The sequence below is a fragment of the Paraburkholderia kururiensis JCM 10599 = LMG 19447 genome, from assembly GCF_003986935.1.
Taxonomy (GTDB): domain Bacteria; phylum Pseudomonadota; class Gammaproteobacteria; order Burkholderiales; family Burkholderiaceae; genus Paraburkholderia; species Paraburkholderia kururiensis.
Genome location: NZ_RJZE01000021.1, coordinates 68,515 through 94,827, shown reverse-complemented (window position 1 = coordinate 94,827; position 26,313 = coordinate 68,515). Strand labels below are relative to the sequence as shown.

Sequence of the window (26,313 nt, the reverse complement as noted above, 5' to 3'; positions counted from 1 at the left end):
CGCGCAGGGCGGCATAGTGGGCGTTCCTGGGCAGATTTCGCCCGCGGCCCGACGTGCGTCGAGCCGCGCGGCGGGGCGAACACTACAACCGACGCCCAGGCTCGCTACCCACCACCGTTCATTGCGCCATGAATCTCTTTCTTTACGCCGTCACCGTGCTGATCTGGGGCACCACGTGGATTGCCATCAAATGGCAGCTCGGCGCCGTGCCGCCGCCGGTTTCCATTGCGTGGCGTTTCTGGCTCGCGGCCGCCGCGATGTTTCTGCTGCTGCGCCTGCTCAGGCGGCCCATGAAGCCGCCGCGCGGCGCGTGGCGCTTTCTTGTCGCCCAGGGCCTTGCGCTCTTCTGCATCAACTTCCTGTGCTTCTACTACGCCGAGCAGGCGGTGCCGAGCGGGCTCGTGGCCGTGGTGTTCTCCACCGCGCCGCTGCTCAATTCGATCAACGGCCGGCTGTTCATGGGCCGGCCGCTCCAGCCGTCGGCCATTGCCGGCGCGGTGCTCGGCCTCGCCGGCATTGCCTGCCTGTTCCTGCAACAGATGGCGGGGCACGTCGGCGATCATGGCACGTGGCAAGGCCTTGCCATCGCGTTCCTCGGCACGATGTGCTTTTCGGCGGGCAACCTGCTCTCCAGCCGGATGCAATCGATCGGTCTCAATCCGCTCGTCACCAACGGTTGGGCCATGCTGATCGGCGCGGCGGTGCTCACGCTGGGCAGCGCGCTCGCCGGCCTGCCGTTCACCGTGGAGCTCACGCCGCGCTATCTGGGCGCGCTCGCCTATCTCGCCGTGCCGGGGTCGGTGATCGGTTTCACCGCGTATCTGACGCTCGTGGGACGCATTGGACCGGAACGCGCGGCCTACTGCACGGTGCTGTTCCCGCTGGTCGCGCTTGCAGTGTCCACGGTGTTCGAGGGCTACCAGTGGTCGCCTCTCGCTGTGGTGGGCCTGCTGCTCGTGGTGGCAGGCAACCTCGTAGCGTTCGACGTCACGCGCCGCGTCTTCGTGCGGCGCGCGAGTTCGTAGGCTGAGAGTGGGGTGAGCGCGGCCGGTTGGCGCCGGGGCGCGTGGCATTCGGCATAGCCTGCGAGGGGTTCGTGTTGAGCGTGTTGGCGTCTTTTGAGGGCCGGAAGCAACTGCTGGACTGACGCGCGAGGGAATAAAGTACGTGGGCCAGGCGTTATCGCTGGCAGTGCCGCGCGTCTCTTGCGCGGTGTCCGGCGGCGGGCTTTCATCCGCGCGGCCGTTATGCACCCTGGTACGCACTTTGGTACGCACCCTTCGAGCTTCCAGCAGAGCCACGATGAACACCAACACCCTACGAGCCCAGGCCGAACGCGCGCGCCCCGGGCCGGCTGCGCGCTACAGCCGCGTCGCCATCCTGCTTCATTGGGCCATTGCCGCCGGCATCCTCTGCAACGTGGTGCTTGCCTGGACGGTGGATGCCTTGCCCGACGACTGGGTGCGCCCCGTCATCGACACGCACAAGTCCATCGGCATCACGGTGCTGGGCCTCGTGCTCATGCGCATTCTGTGGCGCGCATCGCACCGGCCGCCGCCGCTACCGCTCGCGTTTCCCCGGGCCGAGCGTTTCGCGGCGCACGTGGCGCATGGGTTGCTCTACGCGATCATGCTGGGCCTGCCGCTCTCGGGCTGGTTTCACGACTCGGCCTGGAAGGACGCGGGCACGCACCCGATGACGCTCTTCCATCTCGTGCCGTGGCCACGCGTGGGCTTCATCATGCATCTCGAGCCGCAGTTCAAGGAGCACATGCACGACGTGCTTGGCGCCGTGCATACGTGGTTCGGCTACGCGCTCTATCTGGTGCTGGCGTTGCACGTGGGCGGCGCGCTCAAGCACGAGCTGATCGATCGACATTCCGTTTTGCGGCGGATGTGGCCATGAGTTCCGTGCCCGATTTTGCAGCGCTCGAAAGGCGTAATGGCGAGCGCGACGTCAAGTGCAATCCCAGGCGCAACGACCAGGGCAATCCGGTGAGCCAGGCGGCGGACACGCACGCTCGCCCGCCGCGCTGCGCGTCTTCCGTGACTCGATCGGCGGCTGCCGCGACCCATACGCTCGGCGACGCCTTCGCCCAGGCCTCGTCGCGCATCACGCCGCGCGGCACGCCGCTCGTGAGCGTGCTGATCCACGGCGGCGTGCTTGCTGTATGGATCGTGCTGTTCGCCCGCGCGTTCTTCCTGCACAACGTGGTGGCGTGGTCCGTGGGCATTGCCTATGTCGTGTACGACACGCTGCTGCTCGCGTTCGTCGCCTTCAAGACGCTGCCGCTGATGAAGTCGCAGCCCTCGCACGCACCGGACGCCGCAGCGCAAGCCGTGCAGCCCACGCTCGGTGTGATCGTGGCAGCCTGGAACGAGGCGTCGGTGCTGCCCGTCACGCTCAAGGCGCTGCTCGAACAGGACGCGCCGCCCGCGCAGATCGTGATTGCCGACGACGGCTCCACGGACGGCACCGCCGCGCTGCTCGCCGGCCGCTACGGTCTCGTGCCGCCGCTCGAAGGGCAGATCAGCGCGCCGAGCGTGCTGTTTCCCACGCTGCGCTGGCTGCGTCTGCCGCATGCGGGCAAGGCGCACGCACTGAACGCGGCAATTGCGCTGATGGAGACGGACACGGTGCTCACCGTAGACGCCGACACGCGTCTTGCCGGCACGGCGTGCGCCGCGATGCGCGACGCGTTTGCGCGCGAACCCGAACTGGTCGCGGCCACGGGCATCATCACGCCGATGTGCGCGCGTACGCTGACGGGCCGCTTTTTCCAGTGGTTTCAGACCTACGAGTACATCCGCAACTTCATTTCGCGCTTTGCGTGGATGCGGGCGGACAGCCTGCTGCTGGTCTCCGGCGCGTTCGCGTGCTTTCGTCGCGACGCGCTCGTCACGGTGGGCGGCTTCGACACGCAATGCCTCGTGGAAGACTACGAACTGATCCACCGGCTGCGCCGCTACGCCGTGGAGCACGGCAAGACGTGGCGCGTACGCGTGATCGGCACCGCGCACGCGCACACCGACGCGCCCGGCACGCTCGCCGCGTTCCTGCGCCAGCGCCGCCGCTGGTTCGCAGGCTTCCTGCAGACGCAGTACTGGAACCGCGACATGGCGGGCAATCGACGCTACGGCGCGCTGGGTCTGCTGATGATGCCGGTGAAGGCCATCGACACGTTGCAGCCCATCTACGGACTCACGGCGTTCGTGCTGCTGCTGACGTTCCTGTTCACGGGGCGCATCGGCATTGCGCTTTCGGTGTCGGCGGTGATCGTCGCGAAGATCGGGGTGGACCTCGCGTTTCACCTGTGGTCCGTGCATCTGTACCGACGCTGGACCGGCGAGCGCCGCGGCTCGCATTTCGCGCTCGCGGTTCTCGCGGCGCTGGCCGAGCCGTTCAGCTTCCAGTTGCTGCGGCACACGGGCGCGGCGCTCGGCTGGCTGCACCTGCTGACGGCGCGCAAGAGCTGGGGCGTGCAGGAACGAACGGGACTCGTCGACGAGGCGCGTCGGTGAAGGGCTGAAGAAGCGCTGAAGAAGAAGGGCTGAAGCGTTGCGCTGCTCAGCGGTCGCAGCGCTTTTACGTCCGCTTTTACGTCCGCTTTTACTCCCCCTTCTACGCCCCCTTTCTACGAGCTGATGAGCCCAGCCGCCGGACGAGGTAGCCGCCGCAAACGCAAAGGGCCGCTTACGCGAGAATCTCCGAAAGGTGGTCGAGGCGCGAAGCCATCTCCGGGTCGCTCGGCTTTTCGAACACGTCGCAGAACGCGACGGTGGCCGCCTGAGCGCTGTTCGTGCTCTTCACCGCGGAAATGGCGCCCGATTCCGAGGTCTCGAGTTCCTGCTTCAGATAACCGTAATTGGCCGCCTGGCTCGACGGGTCGAGCCCGTGCGCGTGCGCGTAGTCGATGAGCCCCTGCTTGCGCGAGCCGCCCCACTGGGCAATGCCGTAGCCGTTGCCGTTGTCGTCGGCCATGTTGGAACTGGGCGCGCCGATCGCGCCGCCCTGATTGATGCCTGAATTCATGCCGCCGCTCTCGTGCCAGAGGTTCGCCACGATGCCGGCGGCCTGGTCGCGCGTCAGACCGAAATCGTGCTGGAGGTTCGAGACGTAGGCGTCCGCGGTCTGCTTGCTCTGTTCGGGCGTGAGCGCCGTGGTTTGCGGCGCGGTGCTGAGCGCAATGACCGAGCCCGTTTGCTGCGGCGAACCCGATTGACCGTTCGGCGCGCCGCTGTTGCCGGTGACGGGGGCGTTCGTGGTGCCGGTCGTGGCGGGTGTCGTGGTACCGCCGGTCGTGCCGGTTGCGGAGCCGAGATTGAACGCCGGCGCCTGGAAGTTCGAGGTGCCTGAACCGAAGCCGCCGCCTCCGCCGCTGCCCGTGTTGCCGCTGCTGGTGTCGAAGTCGCCGTTCGCCGTGGCGACGCTGAGGTCGGCGAGCAGCTGTTCGATGTCCTGCATGATGCGCAACTCGATGTCCGACGCAGACGGCGTGTTGCCGGCCTGCGCGTCGTCCACGGGCGTCTGCGTGCGGAGGTACTGATTGGTGATGGTGTTGCTCATGGTAGTGACCGGGTCGTGAGAAAGAACGGAAAGCCGGACAAACGAAAGCACGAACGACACGTACGGCGGGAACGACAGGGCCGCGCGCAGGCGAGGGCGCACCGCCTGGTTGCTTCAGGACACTTTATTCATGTGTCATGGCAGCGCCGGTAAGGGCGCGAAGCGGCGTGTCGCGAAGCGAACGCAGGCGTGCCGGGAGGGACCCGGCGAGGGGAATCCCGCGAGGGACACCTGAAGCGGCAAGACAAGGGAAGGACGCGCCGCCGTCAGCGGCCGGCGGCGCTCCAGGAGGTGAGGTGGGGTTGTTTCGGATGATGCGGCGCCGGAGATCAATCGCCGCCGCCGTACAGCGCGTTGATGCGGTCGAGCGTGCCGTCCTGCTTCGCGCGCAGGAAGTCCTGATAGACCTCGGCGCGTGTCTTCGCGTGAGGCGCGCCGCTCGCGCTCATGCCGGGCAGCTGGCCGCCCACGGCGTCGTTTGTCATGGCTGCGTTGTCGCCTTGCGCCGTCGCCGTGCTGGTGGCGTCGGTCTGTGCGTAGGCCTGAGCGGTGCCGAGTGCGAGCGCGGCTGCTGTAATCAGGAGTGAAAGCTTCATGATGTGCTCCATTCGCCGAAATGGGACCGGAGTCGGTCGTCTCGATGCGATGCGTCCGTCGTAGCTGGAACGCGATATGCACGGGTTCGCGTGCGGCTTTGTGCGGATGAAATGACCGCGATGGAGGCCGCGGCACATGCACGAAAGCGGCACGTGCAGGGCGAACCGTGCGTGGACGCGGGTTATTCCCGCTCAGGAAGATTTATTTAGTCGGGGCGGGCAGCGATCAGTTGCGGCGCTCATCACTCGCCGTTGTTCGCCTCACTGCGGTGCTGCGCGGCGAGCCGCTCCTGCTGGCCCGGCGGCACCGGGTCGTAATGACTGAACTGGATGCTGTAATTGCCGTCGCCGCCCGCCATCGCATTGAGCCGCGACTGGTAGTCGTTGAGTTCCGCGAGCGGCACCTTGCCCGCCACCACGATCGCGTTGCCGCCCAGGGTGCGCGTGCCGTGCACCTGGCCGCGGCGCGCGGAGAGGTCGCCTATCACGTCGCCCATTGCGGCTTCGGGCGCCATCACTTCGATATCCACGATCGGTTCGAGCACGATGGGCTGCGCCTTCAGCACGGCCTCGATGAAGGCCTTGCGGCCCGCCGTGGCGAAGGCTACTTCCTTCGAATCGACGGGATGGCTCTTGCCGTCGTAGACGGTCACGCGCACGTCCTGCATCGGAAAGCCCGCGAGCGGGCCGTTCTCGATCACCTGAAGAATGCCTTTCTCCACGGCGGGAATGAACTGCCCCGGAATGGCGCCGCCCTTCACGGCGTCCACGAATTCGAAGCCCGCGCCGCGCGGCAGCGGCTCCACGCGCAACATGACTTCGCCGAATTGCCCCGCGCCGCCGGTTTGTTTCTTGTGGCGGCAATGGCCCTCGGCCTTGCCGCCAATCGTTTCGCGCCATGCAATCCTGGGCGGGCGCGTCACGACTTCGAGCTTGTACTGCTCCGTGAGGCGTTCCAGCATGTAGCGCAGATGCAATTCGCCGAGGCCGCGCACCACGGTCTCGTTGGTGCCCACAGGGTGATCGATCACGAGGCACGGGTCTTCGGCGGCCAGCTTTTGCAGGATTTCCCACAAGCGCTGCTCGTTGCCGCGCCGCGCGGGCTCGATAGCGAGGCCGTAGATGGGCGTGGGGAAATCGAGCGGCGTGAGGTGGATGTTGCCGTCCTCGGGCGCGTCGTGCAGCACGGCGTCGAAGCCGATCTCGTCCACCTTCGCCACGGCGCAGATGTCGCCGGGGCCGGCGCGCTGGATGTCGGCGTGGTCCTTGCCCTGCAGCATCAGCAGGTGCGCCACCTTGAACGGCTGACGTCCCTCGCCGATATAAAGCTGGCTGTCGCGCGTCACGGTGCCCTGATGGATGCGAAACACCGCCATCTTGCCGATGTACGGGTCCATCACGATCTTGAAGACATGCGCGAGCACGTGCTTGTCCGCCACGGGTTGCGCATGCACGACTTCGACATGCCCTTCTGTTTCGCGATAGAAGAGCGGCGGATTGCCTTCGGTGGGATTCGGCAGGAGCCGCACGAAGATGTCGAGCAGCGCGCCGATGCCCGCGCCCGTGGCCGCCGACGTGAAGCACACGGGCACGAGATGCCCTTCGCGCAGCGCGCGCTCGAACGGTGCGTGCAACTGCTCGGGGCGAATGGCCTCGCCTTGCTCCAGATAAAGCTCCATCAGTTCCGGGTCGAGTTCGATCACCTGATCGATGAGCGCGTCGTGCGCCGCTCCCACCGAAAGAAAGTCCGCTTCGCCCGACGGATTGAAGAAGCAGTCCACCACGTCGCGCCCCTGCTGCGCCGGCAGATTGATGGGCAGACAGGTCTTGCCGAACGCTTCCTGAATCTCGGCGAAGAGACGCGGCAGGTCCACCTTTTCGCCGTCGATGCCGTTCACGACGATCATGCGGCACAGCTTGCGTTGCTCGGCGTACGCCATCATGCGCCGCGTGGTCATCTCGATGCCGGTGCGCGCGTTGATGACGATGGCCGCGGTCTCCACGGCGGGCAAGGCGCTGATCGAAAGGCCGGCGAAATCGGGATAGCCCGGCGTGTCGAGCAGATAGATGCGGGTGTCGTGGTAGTGGAAGTGGGTGACGGCGGAGGAGAGGGAGTGGTGGTACTTGCGTTCGAGCGGATCGAAGTCGCACAAGGCGGTGCCGCGCTCCACGCTGCCCGGCGTATGCACTGCGCCGCCCTGAAACAGGAGTGCTTCCGCCAGCGATGTCTTTCCGCATCCTGCGTGTCCCACCAGAGCAATGGTGCGGATGGCTTCGGGGCTGTAGTGCATGGCCGCCCTCGTCCGGAGATGGAGGTGCGGCCATTATTGGCGAAAAAAGCGGGCACGGCTAGTTGGGTATTCGAGCGTGGCCGGCAGAACGCGTGAGCGCGGCCGCTTACGCTGCAACGCAATAACGGCGTGGCGCCGCTCCCGCTATGCGTTGCCGGCGAAGAGCGAGTCGTCTATCGGCAACGCGCGCAAGGCCGCTTCGACGAGCGCGAGGTCGGCTTCGCGGCTGCTCGCCTGGATGTCGCGCAATGGCGAAACGTCGAGCGCGATGGCGCGGCAGTGCGGGTAGTCGCGCACGCGCAGTTCCGGCGCGACGGTGGTGAAGAACGCAGTGGTGGGCACGTCGAAGCCGGCGGCGATGTGCACGGCCGCCGTGTCCGACGTGACGAGATGGCGCGCCTTGGCGACCCAGGCGAGAAAGTGCGCGGTATCCGGCGACAGTGCGCTCACGTCGATGTAGCGAGGATGATCCACCGCGCCGAAGCCGAGCACAGGCAGATCGAATCGGCGCGCGAGCGCATCGACGAGCCGTGTATGCGCCGAGGCCGGAATGCTGCGCACCGGCGTGCTCGCGGTGGGGCAGAACATCACGTACGGAGCGGTTTGCCAGGCCGCGGGCAATGCGGGCAGACGCAGCCGTTGCAGCCAGCGGTTGGCTTTGTGTGCGGCCGGGACCGTGGCCGCATCCACGCCGAGCGCTTCGAGAAAGAAGTCGATCATCGGCAGCTTCATGAACGCGGGCCAGAACAGATGATTGCCCACGTCGATGCGCGGGCCGTCTGCGGGCAGCGCGGCGAGCGGCCAGGGCAAGGGGCGAAAGTCGGCGATCACGCCTTGCGCGAGTGCGTAAAGTGCTTCGACATAGCGCGGCGCTTCGGCGGGCCGGTACACGGTGAAGCGCACGTGAGGATGTGCATGCGCGATAGCCTGAATCGCCGTGAGCCCGATGATGGAGTCGCCCAGCGTCACGCCCATGCCATTGATGATGTGCGCCGCATGCGCTTCGGTGTAGTCGATGCGCAGCGGTTCGGCGAGCGCGCTGACGATGCCGTCTTGTACGCCGAGCGCGCGGGCGCTCTCGATGTCGCGGCCGGTCACTTCGAAGTCGTACGGCGCGACGATCTGCGCGTCTGCGCTCAGCAGTGAGCCGGGATGCGTAAGCGCTTCGTCGGGGCGCAACGTCGTCATTGTCCTTGTCCTCTGGCGGGCCCGTTTGTCGATCTGTCGATCGATGCGGATCGTACACGACTGCGTTCAGACACGCAGTCGTGCGCGCAATGCAGGGAGATGTGCGAGCCGCGCGACTCCTATGATGAATGCTTCACGGAACGCCAAATCGAACGTTCAAACGTGTTCCATAGAAAACTGTGCCGGGGGCCAAAGTGGGAACAAGGGGACGGGGTTCATCATGGGAGGCCGGGGCGGGCGCATGCGAAGACCGCGGCGCGATTCTCCAGCAGTCGGTGCTGTTTCGCGACATGCCTCAGGCATTGGTGCGGCATGCCGCGACCCACGTGGTGGAGCGCCGCCTGAACGACGGGGAAGCGCTGTTTCTCAAGCACGACCCGGACGACTTCGTCGCGTTCGTGGTGTCGGGCCGCGTGTATTCGGTCATGTACGGGCCCGACGGACGCGAGCTCATCATCAACAGCACCGAACCGGGCGATGTGGTGGGCGAGACCGCGCTCGTCGAATCCGGCGTGCGCGAATCCGCGGCGTTCGCGTGCGGGCACACGCGCATTTTCATTCTCGGCCGACGCCACTTTCCCGAACTCACGAAGGAGCCGCTTTTTCTGCAGCGTCTACTCATGCTGCTGCGCCTGAAGCTGCGCGAAGCGGCGGCGTTCGTGGAATCCGTCTGCCTGTATCGGCTCGAGTCGCGGCTTGCGCGCTATCTGGTTTCCGTGGTGGACCGGTGCGGGCGCGCCGAATTCGGCGGCGTGGTCGTGCCGCTGCCGCCCAGCCAGAGCAGCCTCGCCGCGATGGTGAACGCGAGCCGCCCCAAGCTCAATGCGCAATTGCAGACGTGGCGCCGCAACGGTCTTGTGACGTGGACGCAGGACAAGCTGCTCATCGTCGATGTCGATCAGTTGCGCTACATGGCCAACGTGGCCGGCGGCTGATGCTCAACGCGCGCCCTTGAAACGAAAGCGCCGAAGCGGTGTGCCGCTTCGGCGTGCTGCCTGCGAGTTTCACGACTGTCACGACTGTGACGAGTGTCGCCGGTGAACGCCACTCGCGAGGGCGGACCGCTCAGATCGCGCTGCCCGAAGGGTTCAGTGCGTTGAGGATCGTGAGGAGGCTCGTGAGGTTGTCGGCGACGCCCGTCTGCGCGACCTTTTCGGTGGCGCCGGCGGCAGCCGTCGTGTCGAGCGTGTAGACCTGCATCACGCCCTGGTTGGCCGCGGCCTGCGACAGCGTGTTCTGCTGCTGCTGCGACGACACCGAGTTCTCGAACAGGATGCCGGTGGAGTGGGCCATCGTCTGGTAGATCGAACCCATCGCCATGGCCGGGGCCTCGGCGACGACTTTCACGTTCGACTGCGTGACGGCGTCGGTGATCTGGTTATTGACGGAAGTGGGAAAGGCCATTGCTGTGCTCCTGAATCATGCGTTTCATGCGTTGAGGATGATGCCCTGCGTATCACGCGTGACGGCGGCGCGCCTTAGCGCTGACGGAACGCGTTGAGCACCGTGAGCAGGCTCGTGAGGTTGTCCGAGACGCCCGTCTGCGCGACCTTTTCGGTGGCGCCCGCGGCCGCGGTCGTGTCGAGCGTGTAGATCTGCATCACGCCCTGGTTGGTGGCGGCCTGCGTGAGCGTGTTCTGCTGCTGCTGCGCGGACACGGCGTTCTCGAACAGGATGCCGGTGGAGTGGGCCATCGTTTGATAGATGGAACCCATCGCCATGGCGGGCGCTTCGCCGACCACCTTGACGTTGGACTGCGTGACGGCATCGGTGACCTGGTCGTTCACGGAAGTGGGAAAGGCCATGTTGAGACTCCTTGAGGTTGGTGCACGGCACGTGCCGCGCTGGTTGCATGAACGTCCACCATGGGACTCTGTGAAGCTCTCAGGCCGCGGGCGGCGGGGCGGGCTGTGCGGCGGTGTTGGGGTTGGGCGCGGCGTTGCCTGCCGTGTTGCTCGTGGCGGTGCTTTGTGGCGTTGAGGTTTGTTGTGTCGCCTGGCCTTGCTGCGGTGAGGCTTGTTGCGTAGAGGCCTGTTGCGTCGAGGCTTGCTGCGCGCTGTCCGGCTGCGTGTCCGCGGGCGTTTTGTTCGCGTCGTGCAGCTGCGTGAGCGCATTCGCAAGCTCGCGCTGCAAGGGGCCGAAGTTCTGCTGGAAGCAGCGTTCCACCTCGCTCTTCACGAGATTCGCGAGACGGTCTGCGATCTGCGGCAGCACGAGTTGCGCGGCGGGCGGCACGCCGCTGCCTGGAAGGCTCAGCGCGGAAGGCCGCAGGTCGTTCAGCGAGCGTGCGCTCTCGACGATCTTGAGGATGGCGGCCTCTTCGTGCTCGTGGGCCTGCAACGCCTGCGCCGCCGTGCTCTGCAGTTTCTGCAGGATGTCGCGGATGACGTTCTCCGAGCGCTGACGTCCCTCAGCCAGTGCCTGCGCGGCCTGCGCGCGTGCGTGGTCGGCGGGGTCGCTCGACGTCGTGTTGCCTTGTACCTGAGTGGTGGCAGGCATCGCGGCAGGAGCGTCGCCGCTTGCCCACGACTGCTGGAAGTTCTCCAGTTCGCGCGCCTCGGCCGGCGTCAGGCTGCGTTTGAGCCAGGTCTCCGCGAGACGGCGCAACGAGGAGGAGACCTGCGATTCGATATCGCTCATGGGGTGTCCTTGAGTTCTTCGTGAATGGGCTGAATCGGCCTGAATCGGTGTGAGCGGGCGTGGTGCGATTCAGCTTGCCTTGCGGTTCGCGAGTGTCTGGCTGTACTTCGCGATGCTCTGATCGATCTTGTCGATGGCGAAGCTCGCGGCATCGGCCTCGATCGCGCCGGCCGCTGCGGCGACGGCGGCCGCGGCGCCCATCAACAGATCGGTGGCCAGTGCACCCAGTGCGTCTTCGGCGGCGCCGGTCAGGTTCTCTTTGGCGATGTCTTCGGTCATCTTCTTGAGCAGCACGGCCTGGCTTGCGAGCGCGAGCTTGCTCACGCCGTCGAAGTAGTTCGCCGCCGACTGTGCAACGAGCCCCGATGCCTGGCTGATCATCATGTCCGGCGCAGTCGCGATCTGCGACGCCGCGTAGCTCGCGGTCTCCGCGTTCGTGAGCTGGACCGCCTGCACGATCTGGCTGTTGAGCGCATCCGTGGGCGGCGTGGCGGCTTGCATCTGCGCGGCGAGCAGCGTGTTCATGCGCGACAGCGGAGTGGGTTGTTGGGGCATGGGTATCGGCGTTGGTGTTGGTGTTGGGGTCGGCGTTGGCGTTGGTGTCGGGGTCGGCGTTGGTGTTGGTGTTGGTGTTGGTGTTGGTGTTGGTGTTGGTGTTGGTGTTGGTGTCGGTGTCGGTGTCGGTGTCGGTGTCGGCGTAGGCGTAGGCGTAGGCGTAGGCGCAGCGTCTTGTGCCTGCTGGGCAGGCGGCGCGTCCTGCGTCGTGCCCGTACCCGTAGCAGCGCCTTTGCCCGCATCGGCCCCCGGCGCCGCGCTTGCGCCCTGCGTCGCAGCCGCCGGCCGCGCCCCCTTCGTAAACAGATCCCAGATAGCCATGACGGAGTGCTCCAGTGTTGACCTCGACCGCTCGCGTTATGCGCATCGGCTGCGCTATTCGCCGATGGCCATGATCAGCGCCACGGCTTTCGACACCACGGCGGTCGATATCTGGTTCAGCGACTGCTGGCTCTGCACCGCGTTCTGCAGCGACAAACCCGCGGAGTGGCTCGCAACCTGGTAGAGCGATGCGATGGCCTGCGCCGGCGCCTCGGCAACGACCTTGACGTTGGTTTGCGTGACGGCGTCGGTGATCTGGGCATTGACTGCGGTGGAATCCGCCATGGAGTTTCTCCTTGAGGTCGTGGGTCCGTTGGATCGCGAGGCGCGGCTCGGGTAACGGCAGTAAGAACGTCTCAGCCGCGTATTCGTGAATGCGGGTGTGGCTGCGTGTGATGCTTTTCCACGGCGGCGCGCAGCTTGCGACGCAATAGCTCGACACGTTTGCGCGCGAGCGCTTCGTTGATGTGCAGCTCTTCGGCAATCGCGGCGTAGGAAAGCTCGTGTTCGAACTTGAGCGAGAAGAGCTGGCGCTGCGCGGGCGTGAGCCGTTCGATGGCCTCGGCGATCAGCGCCAGTCCTTCGCCAAGCTCCACGATGTGCGCGGGTGAAATGGTGGTGGCCGCGGCTGCGCCCAGGTAGTCGGCATCGGACTCGTCGCAGTAGTACAGCACGCGGCCCTCGCGGCTCGCGTGGCGCACGCTGTCGAGGAACACGTGATTGAGCACGGTGAAGAGAAACCCTTCGGGGTTGCGGATGCGATCTGGCATGCGCCGCATGTAGAGCAGGGCCTTGAGCGCGGTGTTCGCGACAAGATCGTCTGCGGCGACGCGATCGCCCTTGGCAAGGTTGCGCGCGCGTTGTTCGAGGTGGCCGCGAACGGAACGCCACGCGCGTTCGAATGCGGCATTCGCCGTGCATGACGCATCGGCGCGCGGGCGAAACGTGCCCGTGGGTAACACGTTGGTCTCGGGTCTCATCGCTATCTCGCGTGATGGGGTGCACGTGAGATTGGCGATGCGCAGAGTGCGTAGCTGTTACCTGGGTGACAACAAACGCCCCTCGTGTTCGATTCGGCTCAACTTCATGCCCACTGCATCTGAATGCGGGCAGCGCTCATGCGCGCTGGTTGAATCGGATGCTACGTGCGGCTTTTGCGAGCCTGCATGGCCCGCGCATAAGAGGCGACCATGGCCGCCAGTTCCTGGGCGGCGGGCGTGAGGGGCGCGTCCGCACGTTGCAGCAAGCCTATGTCCGTGCGCTTGACGCGCTCGCGAATGGGAACGGTGGTGAGCATGCGCGAGAACGACCGGTGCCGCGTCACTACCGAAGGCTCGAGCGAGAGGCAATCGGTTTCGATGATCAGGTGCAGCGCGTCGAACAGCGCCTCGGTGGTCACGAAAATCTTGGGCGGCGGCAGACGATGTTCGGCGAACAGATCGACGAGGCGGCTGGCGGGTGCCGTGCCCGCGGCGATGCCGGGCTGATGCGGCGCACGTGTCGCGATCCATTGGCAGCCCGCGAGCTGGCGCAGCGACGTGGCGGCGGCGAGCGGGTGCCCGCGCCGACACACCACGACCGGGTCCGACGCATAGAGCTTCGTGACTGTCAGCCCGGTGACGTCCGTATGTTTCGACACGGGGGCCACGGCGAAGTCGAGCGTGCCGTCGCGAATCCACGAGACCATCATGCGCGACGTGCCGCTCATGAGATGCACCGCCACGCGCTCGTAGCGCGCGCGAAACTCGCTGAGCACGGGAGCGAGCGTATCGACGAGCGGTTCCGTGGTCATGCCGAGCGAGACGGTGCCTTCGAATGCACCGCGCAATTGCGCCATCTCCTGTTCGGTGCGCTCGCACTCGCCCAGAATCGCGCCGGCGCGCGCGAGCAGCCGCTGGCCGAACGCCGTGAGCGCGATGCCGCGGTTCGTGCGCGTGAAGAGCGTGGCGCCCAGCGTGCTCTCCAGGTTTTGCAGCTGTTGCGTGACGCCGCTCTGCGCGGTGCCGAGCGCGCGCGCCGCGGCGCGCAGACTGCCGTGCTCCACGACAGCGGTGAAGATGCGCAATTGCGTGAGCGTGAGGGCCATGGCGATGGACGATCGGAAAAGACGATCATGATAGCGGGATCAGCACTCGTGCAGGCAGGCGGCCGAACGTACCATGGCGTTGCGTCGCGGCGGCCCCGGCATGCCCCACCGAAGGTCGCACGCGAACCCTCCCGCCGTTTGCCCGGCTCGTCACGATCGTCACGTCCATCATGCACACACGCATCACGCCCTTGCTCTCGCCTGCCATCGGCACGCGGCGCGAGCTTGTCAGTTTCCATTTCGGTTCTTCGTCCCTGGGGGACGGCGCCAAGATCTACATCCAGTGTTCCCTGCACGCCGACGAAACGCCGGCCATGCTGACAGGTGTGATGCTGAGACGCCGCCTTGCCGCGCTCGAGGCGCAAGGCGTGCTGGCCGCGGAGATCGTGCTCGTGCCGGTGGCGAATCCCGTGGGTCTTGCGCAGAACGTGCTGGGGCAGTTCGTCGGTCGCTTCGAATTGCTGAGCGGCAAGAACTTCAACCGGCATTTCCTCGATCTCGCCGCGCTGACGGCAGGCGTCGAAGAGGCCTTGACGAGCGATGCCGGGCGCAACGTCGAGATCGTGCGCGAAGCCGTGCGAGCGGCGCTTGCCGCGCAGACGCCGCAGACGGAGTTCGAATCGCTGCAGCTGGAATTGCTGAGGCTTTCGTTCGACGCGGACGTCGTGATCGACCTGCATTGCTCGCTCGAAGCCACCATGCACCTGTACACGAGCGACGCGGGATGGGAGGCGTTCGAACCGCTTGCGCGCTACCTGGGCGCGCGGGCGTCGCTGCTCGCCACGGATTCGGGCGGCCTCGCGTTCGACGAAGCGCACAGCCTCTTCTGGTGGCGCTTGCAGCAACGTGCGCCGGCAGGGCGGCCCGTGCGGGCGGGCACGGTGGCGACGACGGTGGAGTGTCGCGGTCAACGCGACGTGACGTGGGAGACGGCGCAACAGGACGCCGACGCCATTGTCGATTTCCTCATGCTGCGCGGCGCGATTCGCGGCGAGCCGAAGCCCTTGCCTGCGCTACTCGCCGACGCTACGCCGCTTGCGGGCAGCGAGCCTTTTTACGCGCCGGTGAGCGGCATTCTGGTGCATCGCGTGGAGCCGGGCGCTGCGGTGCGCGCCGGCGATGCGCTCTTCGATATCGTCGATCCGATCACCGACGAAACGGTCACGCTCACGAGCCGCACTGACGGCATCCTTTACATGCGGCGCGCCGTGCGTTTCGTGACGGCCGGTGCGCCGCTGGGTCGCGTAAGCGGCGTGCGGCCCATTCGCAGTGGAGTGCTGCTGAGCGCGTGAGCGCATTCATCGCGCACTGAACGTGGGCACGTGTTGCCCACCTCGTTCATCAAAGCGCGAGCGCGGCCGCGACGCCTGTCGCGATACCCGCCACCGCCGCGGCGATGGTCACGCCTTGCAGCCAGTTGCGCCGCGTGAGCAGCGTGATGGCCGCGAGTGCAATCGAGATCTGGATCAGCGTGGTGGCCTGCGCCCAGCGGTGGTGCCGGTGCAGTTGCGTTTCGGCTGCGGCGTCGTTTCGTTCCACTTCCTTTTCGAGCGCTTCCGCCTGCGTGCGGATGGGCTCCTTCTGGTCGCGATACTTCTTCACGTCGGCTTCGAATTTGGCGCGCGCGGGCGAATCGGCGGGTGCGAGCGCCGCGCCCAGTTCCGCGAGATTCTGCTTTTCGCCCTTCGCCTGGTAGTAGGCCCACTGATTGGCCGCTTCGGTCTTGCGGATGGCGGCCTCGTTCTTGTAGTAGAGCGCAAGGTTCTCGGTCGTGCCGCTCTGGTAGGAAAGGATCGCGCCCACCGTGGCGAGCACCGCGGTCATCACGGCGATGCGGCCCGGCAGCGGGTCTGCGGATGGTTCGCCGCCGTGGGCGCTGTGTCCGCTGTGTCCATGTGCCGCGTGCTCCACGGCGTGATCGTGGGGTCCGTGAACTTCGTATTCTTCAGGCATGGCTCGAGGCGTTCCGAGGAGACGTAAGAAAGGCGTTAGGGTAAAGCAAAGCAGGCCCGGGCGGTCAGGCGGGAAAACCATGGCGGGCGCGTCTTGTCGCAGCGGCTCGTCGTGGCTGCCGGAGGTGACCGCCGGGTAGTGGTCACAGGGCTGTGGTCACGACAGTCGGCCGTAGGCGTTACGAGGCGGTCGTGCGGCGCTGCTCGATGCGCTCCGTGACCCAGCACACCGCGAGCGCGCACACCGTGCCGAGTGTGACTTCCGCGAAGCGCACGAGCGCGATGTTCCATGCCGGACCGCTCGCGGGCACGAGCAGCACGATGGTGGTCGTAATCGCGCCGAGGCGCGCGGCGCTTCCCATGTTGAAGCACCAGCAGCCCGCAATGACGATGGCCACGCTCGCCATATAGACCGCGAAATGCAGCCACGCGTGCGTGAAATGCGGCCACGCGTTCGTGGCGCCCGGGCCGCCGCCCAGCATGGCGCCCGCGAATCCGACCAGCCCGCCCGCTATCGCCCCGATGAACTGGTCGCGCGAGAGATGCATCGTGTCGCTGTAGCTGTTCTGCGTGACGGCGATGGCCGTGATCGCCGCCCAGAACGCCTGTTCGGTATGCAGCGCGAGGCCGATGCCATAGGCGAGGCTCGCGCTCAACACGGCCTGCAACGCCATCAACAGACCTTGGGCCAGACGTCCCTTGAACGGCAGCCCCTTGATGAGATCGAACATCGACCGTTGCAGGGCGTCGAGGGCATCGATGCGGTTTTCTTCGCGTGTTTTCATCGGTGAACGAGGGGGTGCTTCAGGAGGTGTTTTCATACGCAGAGCGTCCGCAGGTATTGGGCCGCGTGTTCGAGGTCGTGTTCGATGGCGCGCCGCACGCCGGCTGCGTCGTGTTGCTTCAACTGTTGCATGAGTGCTTCGTGGGCGTGGTTGAGCGTTTGCGCGAAAGCGGCGTCGCCGAACAGCAGGTTCGAAATCGGGCCCACCTGTAGCCACACCGTTTCGATCAGATCGACGAGCAGCGGCGAGCCGCCTGCGCGATAGAGGATCAGATGGAACTTCTCGTTGGCGTCGAGGTAGCGCTTGTGCTTGCCTTGCGCGAGCGCGTCGGCCATGGCGGCGGCGAGTGTGTCGAGCCGGCCGATGTCGCGCGCCGAGAGGTGCGGCACGCCGCGCTCCGCGGCCTCACCTTCGAGCATCAGGCGCACGTTCAGCACGTCGTCGAATTTCGCCTTCGTGAGCTGGGGCACCACGACGCCGCAGTTCGGCACATTGACCACGCCCGATTCGGCCGCGAGCCGTTGCAGCGCCGCGCGCACGGGCATCTCGCCCACGCCGAGCTGCGCCGCGAGATGATGGATCTTGAGCCGCTCGCCCGGCATGAAGCGGCCCACGGTGAGCCACTGACGCAGCGTGGCGTAGGTCTCGTCCTGGAGCGAATGATGATGGCGGGTTTTCATTGACCTCGATGTGTCTTTGCGTGGGTCACGTGAGCGCGGCGAGGCACGCGGCGAACGTATCGACGAGGCGATCCACGTCTTCGGCCGTCGTTTCCGGACACACCAGCATCATGTTGTGGAACGGCGTGATGAGCACACCGCGGTTGAGCAGGTACAGATGAACGATGTGCTCGAGTTCGTCGTCCAGTTGCGCTCTCGCCTCGCTGCCGTTGCGCGGCGGGGTGGGCGTGAACTGAAATTCGGTGCGCGCGCCCACGCGCGTCACGCACCAGGGCAGCGTGTGGCGCGCAATCGCCTCGTTGAGTCCGTCTTCGAGACGGCTCGCCAACGCGAACATGTGGGCATAGGCCGCTTCGGTCATGACCTCGGCGAGTGTTGCGCGCATCGCGCTCATGGCGAGCATGTTCGCAGTAAGCGTGGTGCCGATACCCGAGTGACCGGGCGGCGCGGCGCGCTTCGCCTGCTGCGCGCGGGCCGCGAGTTCTGCGCTGAAGCCGTAGACCGCGCACGGCACGCCGCCGCCCACGGGCTTGCCGAGCACGAAGAGGTCCGGCTCGATGCCGTGCGCCTTCGCGTAGCCGCCGGGGCCGCTGCTGATGGTGTGCGTTTCGTCGATGGCAAGCAGCGTGCCGTGGCGCCGGATGAGCGCCTGGGCTTCCTGCCAGTAGCCGGCCTCGGGCAGCACCATGCCGATGTTCGTCATGGCCGGCTCCGCGAGCACGCAGGCCACGTCGTCGTGCTTCAACGCATCGGCCAGCGCGGCGAGGTCGTTGAATTCGACTACGCGCGTGTGTTCGAGCAGGCCGTGCACCTGGCCCAGCAGGCTAGCGCGCTGGGTGGGCCGTCCGTCGATCAGATCGACGAACACGTCGTCCACCGTGCCGTGATAGCAGCCGTTGAACACGACGATCTTGTCGCGCCCCGTGGCGGCGCGCGCCCAGCGCAGCACGAAGCGGTTGGCGTCGCTCGCTGTCATGGCGAACTGCCAGTAGGGCAGGCCGAAACGGCGCGCGAGTTCGGCGCCGACCCACACCGCGTCTTCGCTGGGCAGCATCGTGGTGAAGCCGCGTTCGGCCTGGGCCGCGAGCGCACGTGCGACGGGTGGCGGCGCGTGGCCGAACATGGCGCCCGTGTCGCCGAGGCAAAAGTCCACGTAGCGGTGGCCGTCCACGTCGGTGAAGCGGGCGCCGCGTGCTTCGTCCACGTAGAGTGCGAAGGGCGTGGACCAGTCGTTCATCCAGTGCAGCGGCACGCCGAAGAGCAAATGCTGCGCGGCTTGCGCGGAGAGCGCCTGCGACTTCGGCCGCGCGGCGGCAAAGGCATGACGTTCGTGCTCGAGCAGCGCTTGCGCGCGTTCCCAGTTCACACCGTGACGAATCTTCAAGCGACGCTCCTTCGAATGGTGACCCGCGGCTGGGTGCGTGTGAGCCACACGCACCGGTTCGTGGCGGCATTGGATTTGATCAAATCCTGGCACGGAAAGCGGACGCTGTAAATTTGATCAAATTTGCCCGTGCGCGCACGGCGCCGTGGCCCGGCGTGGCAAGGAACGAAGGCGCCGCGTTGTTTGTCGTGTGGCATCGCGAAACCGTCATAAACCGCGGGCTCCCGCTGCGCCGGCCATGCCGGTGCCCTCCCGCCGCGCTCCGGCGAGCGTCGCGCGGGCAGGGTAAAATGCCGCCGAGCCCCGTCTGGCGCGGCTCAGCAGGCGATAGGGATAGGCAATTCCCGCGATCAAACTAACCAATTTTGCAGCGGTGCAGCATTCCCGTAATCTTCGTCTGTCGCAGTTTTATTCACGTTTCAACCCAAACGTCTCAACCCAACCGCGTAAGGAAAGCACGCATGTCTCTCATCAACACGCAAGTCAAACCGTTCAAGGCCACGGCATACCACAACGGCGAATTCGTGCCGGTTTCGGAAGAGAACCTCAAGGGCAAGTGGTCGGTCGTCGTGTTCTACCCGGCTGACTTCACGTTCGTGTGCCCGACGGAACTGGGCGACCTGGCCGATCACTACGCCGAGTTCCAGAAGCTGGGCGTCGAAATCTACGGCGTGTCGACGGATACGCATTTCACGCACAAGGCGTGGCACGACACGTCGGACACGATCAACAAGATCCGCTATCCGCTCGTCGGCGACCCGACGGCTACGCTTGCCCGCAACTTCGAAGTGTTGATCGAAGAAGAAGGTCTCGCGCTGCGCGGCACGTTCGTGATCAACCCCGAAGGCCAGATCAAGCTGTACGAAGTGCATGACAATGGCATCGGCCGCGACGCCAAGGAACTGCTGCGCAAGGTGCAGGCTGCGCAGTACGTGGCAACGCACCCGGGCGAAGTGTGCCCGGCGAAGTGGACGCCCGGCGCCGAAACGCTGAAGCCGTCGCTGGACCTCGTCGGCAAGATCTAAACGCTCTCATAACGACCACGGTCGTTCCCGACCGGGCCACTTTTCCCACTCATTTGCATGAGCCGCAGGCGCCATTCGCGCCTGCGGGTGGCCCGGTGTTTGCCTTTTTTCTGTACCGCCATTCGCCGGAAATCGCCATGCTCGACGCCAATCTCAAGAATCAACTCAAGAGCTATCTCGAAAAAATCACGCAGCCTATCGAGATCGCCGCATTTCTCGACGACGGCGAGAAGTCGGCGGAATTGCAGGGGCTGCTGCAGGAAATCGCTTCGCTGTCGGATCGCATCACGTTTGCCGAGCATCGTGACGCGGCAGCCCAGGGCGAGCGCGCGCCTTCGTTCACGCTGCGCCGCCCCGGTACGGACATCGCCGTGCGCTTCGCGGGCATTCCGATGGGCCACGAGTTCACCTCGCTCGTGCTGGCGCTGCTGCAGGTGGGCGGGCATCCGGTGAAGCTCGAGCCGGAAGTGATCGAACAGATTCGCAACCTCGACGGCGATTTCGCCTTCGAGACCTATGTGTCGCTGTCGTGCCAGAACTGCCCGGAGGTGGTGCAGGCGCTCAACGTGATGTCGGTGATCAATCCGCGCATTCGCCACGTGACGATCGACGGCGCACTGTTCCAGGACGAAGTGGAAGCGCGCCAGATCATGGCGGTGCCCACGATGTACCTGAACGGCGAGGTCTTCGGCCAGGGCCGTTGCAGCGTGGAAGAGATCCTCGCGAAGCTGGATACCGGCGCGAGTGCGCGCGCGGCCGAGAAGCTCAACGCGAAGGAAACCTTCGATATGCTCGTGGTGGGCGGCGGCCCCGCGGGCGCCGCCGCCGCGATCTACGCGGCGCGCAAGGGCATCCGCACAGGTGTGGTGGCGGAACGCTTCGGCGGCCAGGTGCTGGATACGCTTGCCATCGAGAACTTCATCTCGGTGCAGGAAACGGAAGGACCCAAGTTTGCGGCGGCGCTGGAGCAGCACGTGCGCGCCTATGACGTCGACATCATGAATCTGCAGCGTGCCGAGGCGCTCGTGCCGGGCGAGCAGATCGAGATTCGCCTCGCGAGCGGCGCGGTGCTGCGCGCGAAGAGCGTGGTGATTGCGACGGGCGCACGCTGGCGTGAAATCGACGTGCCGGGCGAGCGCGAGTACCGCAACCGCGGCGTGGCGTATTGCCCGCACTGCGACGGTCCGCTCTTCAAGGGCAAGCGCGTGGCCGTGATCGGCGGCGGCAACTCGGGCGTGGAAGCGGCGATCGACCTCGCCGGCATCGTGAGCCACGTCACGCTGCTCGAATTCGGCGCTGAACTGCGCGCCGACGCGGTGCTTCAGCGCAAGCTCTTCAGCCTCAAGAACGTGACGGTCATCAAGCAGGCGCAGACCACGGAAGTGGCCGGCGACGGCAGCAAGGTCACGGGCCTGCACTATCTGGAGCGCACCACGGGCGAGAAGCGTCATCTCGAACTGGAAGGCGTATTCGTGCAGATCGGCCTCGTGCCGAACACGGAATGGCTCAAGGGCACGGTTGCGCTCTCGAAGCACGGGGAGATCGAAGTGGACGCGAAGGGCCAGACGTCGGTGCCGGGCGTGTTCGCCGCCGGCGACGTGACGACGGTGCCGTTCAAGCAGATCGTGATCGCGGTGGGCGAAGGCGCGAAGGCTTCGCTGGGCGCGTTCGAGCATCTGATCCGCTCGTCGGTGGAGCGCGAGCAGGACGCGGAGCAACTGGCCGAAGTGGAATAAGCCGACGCCGGCACAGCTGGTCAGCTCAGCAAAGAAACGGCCCGCCATGAATGGCGGGCCGTTTTTTCATTGGGCGCGACGGGATGCGATCGCGTGGAATGCGGCGCGATCAGCCGCGCGCGTTTAGCCGCACTTAGCCGCACTCAGCCGCGCAAACCGATCTGCTTCTTCCAGCTATCGACGATGCGCTTCGCGAGCGCATCGTAATTACCGCCGAAGTGATGGTCGCCCGGCGTGCGCACGAGTTCGATGCCCTTGCCCGCGAGCGACGGACACAGCGAATCGGGCTCGCGCTCGCCGTACACGCACTGCACGATGGCGGGCGGCATCTTCGCGAGTTCGGGGCTCACCGGCAGCGCCTTGTCGCTCGCGGGCATGCCGAGCCAGCCGGTCACGCGAATCTGGAAATCGGCGTCGGGCGCGAAGCCCAGCAGCGACACGAAGGACACCTTCGCCCGCAGCGCCTCGGGCAGGCGGTTGTACGCGAACGGCATGACGTCGGCGCCGAACGAATAGCCGACGAGCGCGATCTGGCGCGTGTGCCAGCGCGCGCTGTAGGTCTTCAGCACGCGGGCCAGATCGTGGCTGGTTTGTGCGGGCGTCTTTTCGCGCCAGAAATAGCGCAGCGAATCCCATCCCACCACCGAAACGCCTTGCCGCTGCATCGCTTCGGCAATGGTCTTGTCGAGATCGCGCCAGCCGCCGTCGCCGGAAATCACGACAGCGAGCATGTCCGAAGGATGTGCGGCAGGCAGTTCGACGAGCGGTAGGTCGGAGACGTCCTCTTCGCTCTGGACCTCGGCGCGCAGATGCGGCTCGGTCAGCGCGACGAGGCGCGCGGCCTTCGTCATGCCGGGAGCGAACGTCTCCTGGGTGATCTGGTGTGCGCCGGTTGTCGTCGCAGGAATCGCGGAGCCGGCCGCGGAATTCGCCGCGCGGGTCACGCCTTTGGCGAGGAATCCAGGCAGCCCGGGGCCGCGGCTCAGAGCCGGGTCGGCGGGGCAGGGCGCGAAGCGCGCGTCGAGCGTCTTGTCCGCATCGACCGATACCGCGCCTGCAATCGTATTGGCCGGCGCCTGCGCGAGCGTGCGTTCCGCGAGCAGCGCGCCTTCGCCCGTGCCGGCGACGATCGGCGAGTAATAGCGGTTCGAATCCACCTGGCGTTCAAGCTGATGCCCGATCGCTTCGGCGTCGCCGTAAAGCTTGTGGCAGTTTTCGCGCGTGGCGGCGGTGAGCTTCGCGGCGTAGCGCGCCGTATCCACGCCCACCACGAGGGCGCCGTGGCGCGCGAGCGCGTTCGCGGCTTGCTGGTCGGACGGCGCCCAGCCGCTTGCCTCCGAAAACAGCACGACGAAGCCACGCATGTCGCCCGCGGGCTTCGTGACGGTGACGTCGCCGTAGCGGCCGCCCGCTACGTGGTCGGGTGTTTCGGCGTGCGCGGAAGGCGCGAAGGCGAGAGCCGAAGCGAACGTCAACAGCGCGGCCGACGCCGCGCGCACGAGGCGCGGCGAGCCGGCTACCTTGCGGCCTGCCGAAGCCGAAGCCCGCTCACGAACCATGCGTGCGGCCCGAATCAAACCCACTCGGATCAACCCAGTAGCCTTCACGACCGCGACCCTCCCGCCAAAAGCGAAAGATCGGCCAGCGTGAGCAGCACGCTAACCGACCCGGAAGCCGCCAGATAACGTGGCTCCCAGTGCGGCTGAAACTTGTTCTTGAAGCCGCGCAGGCCGCGGAAGTTGTAGAACCAGCCGCCGAAGCGCCAGGCGAGCGCCGCGGCGCGGTGCCAGGGCGAAGCGAGCGGTGTCGGCTGCATGCCCGAGAGCGGCGCGACGCCGAGGCTCAGCGAGCGGAAGCCCGCGCTCTTCAGATGCAGCGCGAGCTGTGTGAACAGATATTCCATGGCGTAGGGCGAAGCGTCGGGCAGGTGGCGCATCACGCCGACCGTCGCTTCGGTATGGAGGTCGGTGGTCATGAAGGTGACGAAGGCGAGCGGCTTGCCCTGCTGGCGCACCAGCATCACGGATTGCGCCGCGAGGTAGCCCGCCGTGAAGGCCGCCACCGAGAAGCTCTTTTCGCGCGCCACGCGGCTTTCCAGCCACGCGTCGGAGATCTCGCGCAGGATGGGCAGGCAGTCGGGCACGCGGTCCGGCTCGATCAGTTCGATGGAAAAGCCGTCGCGCTCGCCGCGCTTCAACGCGTAGCGCAGATGCGCACGGTGCGAGCCCTTCAGTTCGAACTCGGGCAGTGCGATGTGCGCTTCCTCGCCGAGTTTCATGAGCGTGAGACCGGCATCCAGGTAGAGCGGCAGCGCATCGGCGCGCACCTGGTAGAACGCGGCGCGCCCGCCGTGCGCGTGAGCGAGTGCGACGAACTGGCGGATCAGGCCGGGCCATTCGCAGCGCGAACCCACCGGGTCGTGCAGCGCGGCCCACGTGCGTCCGCGCTTGGCGTACATGAGGAAGGCTTCGCGCGACTCGGAGAACAGGAAGCTCTTGTCGCCCATCATCGCGAGCACGGCGTCGCTGCGCTCCTGGGCGCGCACGATACGCGCGGCTTCGAGCAGATCGGCCTCCTCGGGTTTTTCGAAACGGCCCGGCGCGGGCCGCAGCAGTTGCCAGCACGCGAGCGCCGCCGCAAGCAGACCGGCGGCGAGCGTGGCGCGCAAGGCGCGCGGCGCGCGTTCGTCGAATGCGAACTGCCACCAGAGGTGCTGCGAGTATTGAACGTCGCGGAAAGCGAAGAAGAGCAGCCACACCGCGAGCGCGATCACCATGCCCACCGAGACCAGCCAGCCCGGCGTGAAGCGTTCGGCGAACAGCGACGAATGACGGTTGAAGCGCTTGCGCGTGGCGAGCAGCAACGCAATCAGCACGCACAGCACGCCCGCTTCCACGAACGCGAGACCCTTGGCGAGCGAGAGCGCGAGGTTCAGCGACGCAATGATGAGCGCGAACCACCAGGCTGCGTCGAGGCGCCGCAGCAGACCGCGGGCCACGAAGAGCAGCAGCACGCCGAACAGGCTCGCGAGCATCTGCGAGCTTTCCATGACCCACAGCGGCAGCACCGTTTGCAGGATCGCGATGCGCTTCATGAACGCGGGCGTCGCGCCCGAAATCACGAGCATGCCGCCCACCACGAAGGTGCAGATGGCGAGAAAGAGCGGCGCGAGCTGCGAGACGCTTTGCGCACCGCGCTGCGCGAAGCCGGATGCGAGCGGGGCCTTGAGCGCGCATCCTTCGAAGACGGCGAGCACGCCGGCGGAGAGCGCGAGCGGCACGCCGAAGTAGATCGCCCGATAGGCGAGCAGCGCGGCGAGCACCTGCGGCATCGGCACGCTGCCGCCGAGCGCGTAGACCATCGCCGCCTCGAAGACGCCCACGCCGCCCGGCGTGTGGCCGATCATGCCGAGCAGCATCGCGGCCGCGTAGACGGTGACGAACTGGACAAAGCCCACGTGCGCGGCTGCCGACGTGTCACCGTGCGGCAAGAGCGCCCAGAGCGCGAGGCCGGCCGCGACCACGTCGACTGCGGCGAGCGCGAGTTGCGCCACGAGGTCGCGGCGTGCCGGAATGTTGAACGAGAGGGCGTCGCGACCGAAGAGTCGCAGCTTTTTAGGCGCCGTGCCGCACGCCGCGATCAGGGCGCCGCTGCCGGCGAGCAGCACTGCGCCGAAGAGCCGCAGCGTGTCGGGCGCGAGCCCCATCATGCCGGCGAGCGTGCCTGCCGAGGCGACCATGCCGGCCGCCGTCATCATCGCGAGGGCCAGTGCGAGCGTGACGCTCGTGAACACGGTCATGCGGCCCACCTGCACGGGCGTGACGCCCGCCACGCCGTACACGCGACAGCGCACGGCGCCGCCCGTCAGCGCGCCGAACCCCGTGGCGTTGCCCAGTGCCGAGCCGACGGTGGCGCCCACCCACAGCGGCAGGCGCGGCACTTTGGCATCGACGTAGCGCAGCCCCACCGCATCGCGGCCGACGAGCGCCACGAAGCTCGCGGCGGTGGCGCCGAGCGCGCCGATCCACTCGCTCGCGCTCAGGTGATACAGGTGCGAGACGACGGAGCGGTAATTGACGGTTTGCGAGAGGTGTTGAAAGACCAGCAGCAGGAGCGCGCACACGCTTGCCGCAAGGACGGGCACCGTAAAGCGCTGCAGGTGCCGCGAGCCACAGACGCGCCGCGCAAGAGCACGGACACGGGCGAAGCGGGATGAATCAGTGTCGGACATGTATCGGCAAGGATATGGACTGGCATCGTGCCGCTGTGACCTCGAAGTTCGAGGCGCTGTCCGGCGGCGGCACGGTCGATCCTTTACAGCTTGTTTACGCGTGTCGGGCGGGCGGAGCTTCCGCCGACCCTTCTAGCGCGTGACCGCGCGCCTGCGTATGCGCCCACCGGCGTGTTCCGCCCGTTAGCGCGCGTAAAGATTTCGTAAAAGACAGCAAACGCTTATAACGGCCGAATGGTTGACGGGCTTTAGGGAAATGTCTGGATTTGTTGTGTTA

Annotated in this window: 24 protein-coding genes; 7 read left to right on the top strand and 17 right to left on the bottom strand. The window is 66.4% G+C overall.

Going from position 1 to position 26,313, the window contains the following annotated elements:
• Positions 1–128 precede the first annotated feature (128 nt).
• The 3 genes from PKKP23_RS24080 to PKKP23_RS24070 all read left to right on the top strand — a co-directional run bounded on the left by PKKP23_RS24080 (position 129) and on the right by PKKP23_RS24070 (position 3,521).
• Positions 129–1,025 carry a DMT family transporter gene (locus PKKP23_RS24080; protein WP_126878718.1) on the top strand — a complete coding sequence of 299 codons (897 nt, stop codon included), beginning with the start codon at positions 129–131 and terminating at the stop codon, positions 1,023–1,025.
• A gap of 277 nt (positions 1,026–1,302) precedes the next feature.
• Positions 1,303–1,905 (top strand): cytochrome b, encoded by a 603-nt coding sequence (locus tag PKKP23_RS24075; protein WP_017775288.1) that lies wholly within the window; start codon positions 1,303–1,305, stop codon positions 1,903–1,905.
• The gene (locus tag PKKP23_RS24070; RefSeq protein WP_240659121.1) at positions 1,902–3,521 is read left to right on the top strand and encodes a glycosyltransferase family 2 protein; all 1,620 of its coding nucleotides are present in this window, start codon (positions 1,902–1,904) and stop codon (positions 3,519–3,521) included. Before PKKP23_RS24075 ends, PKKP23_RS24070 begins: the two co-directional genes overlap by 4 nt.
• 172 nt (positions 3,522–3,693) lie before the next feature.
• On the opposite strand, the gene PKKP23_RS24065 is transcribed toward PKKP23_RS24070, so the two are convergent.
• The 4 genes from PKKP23_RS24065 to PKKP23_RS24050 all read right to left on the bottom strand — a co-directional run bounded on the left by PKKP23_RS24065 (position 3,694) and on the right by PKKP23_RS24050 (position 8,641).
• Entirely contained in the window at positions 3,694–4,566 is an 873-nt protein-coding gene (locus tag PKKP23_RS24065) for a phage tail tip lysozyme (protein ID WP_126878717.1), read from the bottom strand.
• A 329-nt stretch (positions 4,567–4,895) separates the two neighbouring features.
• Positions 4,896–5,162 carry a DUF4148 domain-containing protein gene (locus PKKP23_RS24060; protein WP_126878716.1) on the bottom strand — a complete coding sequence of 89 codons (267 nt, stop codon included), beginning with the start codon at positions 5,160–5,162 and terminating at the stop codon, positions 4,896–4,898.
• Between the two features lie 242 nt (positions 5,163–5,404).
• Complete coding sequence (gene fusA / locus PKKP23_RS24055) at positions 5,405–7,453, bottom strand: elongation factor G (RefSeq protein ID WP_017775292.1); 2,049 nt, start codon at positions 7,451–7,453, stop codon at positions 5,405–5,407.
• Between the two features lie 144 nt (positions 7,454–7,597).
• Positions 7,598–8,641: a glycosyltransferase family 9 protein gene (locus PKKP23_RS24050; protein ID WP_126878715.1), complete on the bottom strand. Its 1,044-nt coding sequence runs from the start codon at positions 8,639–8,641 to the stop codon at positions 7,598–7,600.
• Between the two features lie 194 nt (positions 8,642–8,835).
• On the opposite strand from PKKP23_RS24050, the gene PKKP23_RS24045 reads away from it, so the two are divergent.
• Complete coding sequence (locus PKKP23_RS24045) at positions 8,836–9,576, top strand: Crp/Fnr family transcriptional regulator (protein ID WP_240659120.1); 741 nt, start codon at positions 8,836–8,838, stop codon at positions 9,574–9,576.
• 130 nt (positions 9,577–9,706) lie between these two features.
• Here the strand turns inward: PKKP23_RS24045 and PKKP23_RS24040 are convergent, their stop codons facing one another.
• From PKKP23_RS24040 to PKKP23_RS24010, 7 genes are all read right to left on the bottom strand, one after another.
• A complete protein-coding gene (locus PKKP23_RS24040; RefSeq protein WP_042303905.1) occupies positions 9,707–10,045 on the bottom strand; it encodes a RebB family R body protein in 339 nt (112 codons plus the stop codon).
• A gap of 74 nt (positions 10,046–10,119) precedes the next feature.
• Positions 10,120–10,446 (bottom strand): RebB family R body protein, encoded by a 327-nt coding sequence (locus tag PKKP23_RS24035; RefSeq protein WP_042303906.1) that lies wholly within the window; start codon positions 10,444–10,446, stop codon positions 10,120–10,122.
• A 79-nt stretch (positions 10,447–10,525) separates the two neighbouring features.
• Positions 10,526–11,281, bottom strand: coding sequence for a hypothetical protein (locus PKKP23_RS24030; protein WP_126878714.1), 756 nt, complete (start codon positions 11,279–11,281; stop codon positions 10,526–10,528).
• A 69-nt stretch (positions 11,282–11,350) separates the two neighbouring features.
• Positions 11,351–11,836, bottom strand: coding sequence for a hypothetical protein (locus PKKP23_RS24025; RefSeq protein ID WP_199542271.1), 486 nt, complete (start codon positions 11,834–11,836; stop codon positions 11,351–11,353).
• 375 nt (positions 11,837–12,211) lie between these two features.
• Positions 12,212–12,442: a RebB family R body protein gene (locus PKKP23_RS24020; RefSeq protein ID WP_017775300.1), complete on the bottom strand. Its 231-nt coding sequence runs from the start codon at positions 12,440–12,442 to the stop codon at positions 12,212–12,214.
• A gap of 71 nt (positions 12,443–12,513) precedes the next feature.
• Positions 12,514–13,137 (bottom strand): RNA polymerase sigma factor, encoded by a 624-nt coding sequence (locus tag PKKP23_RS24015; protein ID WP_126878713.1) that lies wholly within the window; start codon positions 13,135–13,137, stop codon positions 12,514–12,516.
• 161 nt (positions 13,138–13,298) lie between these two features.
• Positions 13,299–14,243: a LysR family transcriptional regulator gene (locus PKKP23_RS24010; RefSeq protein ID WP_126878712.1), complete on the bottom strand. Its 945-nt coding sequence runs from the start codon at positions 14,241–14,243 to the stop codon at positions 13,299–13,301.
• 170 nt (positions 14,244–14,413) lie between these two features.
• On the opposite strand from PKKP23_RS24010, the gene PKKP23_RS24005 reads away from it, so the two are divergent.
• Positions 14,414–15,535, top strand: a complete 1,122-nt coding sequence (locus tag PKKP23_RS24005) for a succinylglutamate desuccinylase/aspartoacylase family protein (protein WP_126878711.1) — start codon at positions 14,414–14,416, stop codon at positions 15,533–15,535.
• Between the two features lie 49 nt (positions 15,536–15,584).
• Here PKKP23_RS24005 and PKKP23_RS24000 read toward each other — a convergent pair whose 3' ends face one another.
• The 4 genes from PKKP23_RS24000 to PKKP23_RS23985 all read right to left on the bottom strand — a co-directional run bounded on the left by PKKP23_RS24000 (position 15,585) and on the right by PKKP23_RS23985 (position 19,044).
• On the bottom strand, positions 15,585–16,196 hold the full coding sequence (locus PKKP23_RS24000) for a DUF4337 domain-containing protein (RefSeq protein WP_126878710.1): 612 nt from the start codon (positions 16,194–16,196) through the stop codon (positions 15,585–15,587).
• A gap of 178 nt (positions 16,197–16,374) precedes the next feature.
• On the bottom strand, positions 16,375–16,980 hold the full coding sequence (locus tag PKKP23_RS23995; RefSeq protein ID WP_126878709.1) for an FUSC family protein: 606 nt from the start codon (positions 16,978–16,980) through the stop codon (positions 16,375–16,377).
• 32 nt (positions 16,981–17,012) lie between these two features.
• Positions 17,013–17,660, bottom strand: coding sequence for a GntR family transcriptional regulator (locus PKKP23_RS23990; protein WP_126878708.1), 648 nt, complete (start codon positions 17,658–17,660; stop codon positions 17,013–17,015).
• A 25-nt stretch (positions 17,661–17,685) separates the two neighbouring features.
• On the bottom strand, positions 17,686–19,044 hold the full coding sequence (locus PKKP23_RS23985; protein ID WP_126878707.1) for an aspartate aminotransferase family protein: 1,359 nt from the start codon (positions 19,042–19,044) through the stop codon (positions 17,686–17,688).
• A 461-nt stretch (positions 19,045–19,505) separates the two neighbouring features.
• On the opposite strand from PKKP23_RS23985, the gene ahpC reads away from it, so the two are divergent.
• Positions 19,506–20,069 (top strand): alkyl hydroperoxide reductase subunit C, encoded by a 564-nt coding sequence (gene ahpC / locus PKKP23_RS23980; RefSeq protein WP_017775308.1) that lies wholly within the window; start codon positions 19,506–19,508, stop codon positions 20,067–20,069.
• Between the two features lie 137 nt (positions 20,070–20,206).
• Complete coding sequence (gene ahpF / locus PKKP23_RS23975) at positions 20,207–21,805, top strand: alkyl hydroperoxide reductase subunit F (RefSeq protein WP_126878706.1); 1,599 nt, start codon at positions 20,207–20,209, stop codon at positions 21,803–21,805.
• Between the two features lie 143 nt (positions 21,806–21,948).
• On the opposite strand, the gene PKKP23_RS23970 is transcribed toward ahpF, so the two are convergent.
• Entirely contained in the window at positions 21,949–23,364 is a 1,416-nt protein-coding gene (locus PKKP23_RS23970; protein ID WP_240659119.1) for a virulence factor family protein, read from the bottom strand.
• Positions 23,365–23,408: 44 nt separating this feature from the next.
• Positions 23,409–26,036: a bifunctional lysylphosphatidylglycerol flippase/synthetase MprF gene (gene mprF / locus PKKP23_RS23965; RefSeq protein ID WP_126878705.1), complete on the bottom strand. Its 2,628-nt coding sequence runs from the start codon at positions 26,034–26,036 to the stop codon at positions 23,409–23,411.
• Positions 26,037–26,313: the final 277 nt, after the last annotated feature.

Excerpts from the sequence above, each read along its gene's own strand:
- PKKP23_RS23970 (WP_240659119.1), bottom strand. The coding sequence starts at position 23,364 with ATGGTTCGTGAGCGGGCTTCGGCTTCGGCAGGCCGCAAGGTAGCCGGC.
- PKKP23_RS24070 (WP_240659121.1), top strand. The coding sequence starts at position 1,902 with ATGAGTTCCGTGCCCGATTTTGCAGCGCTCGAAAGGCGTAATGGCGAG.
- PKKP23_RS24075 (WP_017775288.1), top strand. The coding sequence starts at position 1,303 with ATGAACACCAACACCCTACGAGCCCAGGCCGAACGCGCGCGCCCCGGG.
- ahpF (WP_126878706.1), top strand. The coding sequence starts at position 20,207 with ATGCTCGACGCCAATCTCAAGAATCAACTCAAGAGCTATCTCGAAAAA.
- PKKP23_RS23990 (WP_126878708.1), bottom strand. The coding sequence starts at position 17,660 with ATGAAAACCCGCCATCATCATTCGCTCCAGGACGAGACCTACGCCACG.
- PKKP23_RS24080 (WP_126878718.1), top strand. The coding sequence starts at position 129 with ATGAATCTCTTTCTTTACGCCGTCACCGTGCTGATCTGGGGCACCACG.
- PKKP23_RS24015 (WP_126878713.1), bottom strand. The coding sequence starts at position 13,137 with ATGAGACCCGAGACCAACGTGTTACCCACGGGCACGTTTCGCCCGCGC.
- PKKP23_RS24025 (WP_199542271.1), bottom strand. The coding sequence starts at position 11,836 with ATGCCCCAACAACCCACTCCGCTGTCGCGCATGAACACGCTGCTCGCC.
- PKKP23_RS24035 (WP_042303906.1), bottom strand. The coding sequence starts at position 10,446 with ATGGCCTTTCCCACTTCCGTGAACGACCAGGTCACCGATGCCGTCACG.
- PKKP23_RS24010 (WP_126878712.1), bottom strand. The coding sequence starts at position 14,243 with ATGGCCCTCACGCTCACGCAATTGCGCATCTTCACCGCTGTCGTGGAG.
- PKKP23_RS24030 (WP_126878714.1), bottom strand. The coding sequence starts at position 11,281 with ATGAGCGATATCGAATCGCAGGTCTCCTCCTCGTTGCGCCGTCTCGCG.
- PKKP23_RS24050 (WP_126878715.1), bottom strand. The coding sequence starts at position 8,641 with ATGACGACGTTGCGCCCCGACGAAGCGCTTACGCATCCCGGCTCACTG.
- PKKP23_RS23995 (WP_126878709.1), bottom strand. The coding sequence starts at position 16,980 with ATGAAAACACGCGAAGAAAACCGCATCGATGCCCTCGACGCCCTGCAA.
- PKKP23_RS24020 (WP_017775300.1), bottom strand. The coding sequence starts at position 12,442 with ATGGCGGATTCCACCGCAGTCAATGCCCAGATCACCGACGCCGTCACG.
- PKKP23_RS24040 (WP_042303905.1), bottom strand. The coding sequence starts at position 10,045 with ATGGCCTTTCCCACTTCCGTCAATAACCAGATCACCGACGCCGTCACG.
- PKKP23_RS24005 (WP_126878711.1), top strand. The coding sequence starts at position 14,414 with ATGCACACACGCATCACGCCCTTGCTCTCGCCTGCCATCGGCACGCGG.
- PKKP23_RS24000 (WP_126878710.1), bottom strand. The coding sequence starts at position 16,196 with ATGCCTGAAGAATACGAAGTTCACGGACCCCACGATCACGCCGTGGAG.
- PKKP23_RS24065 (WP_126878717.1), bottom strand. The coding sequence starts at position 4,566 with ATGAGCAACACCATCACCAATCAGTACCTCCGCACGCAGACGCCCGTG.
- mprF (WP_126878705.1), bottom strand. The coding sequence starts at position 26,036 with ATGTCCGACACTGATTCATCCCGCTTCGCCCGTGTCCGTGCTCTTGCG.
- PKKP23_RS24060 (WP_126878716.1), bottom strand. The coding sequence starts at position 5,162 with ATGAAGCTTTCACTCCTGATTACAGCAGCCGCGCTCGCACTCGGCACC.
- fusA (WP_017775292.1), bottom strand. The coding sequence starts at position 7,453 with ATGCACTACAGCCCCGAAGCCATCCGCACCATTGCTCTGGTGGGACAC.
- ahpC (WP_017775308.1), top strand. The coding sequence starts at position 19,506 with ATGTCTCTCATCAACACGCAAGTCAAACCGTTCAAGGCCACGGCATAC.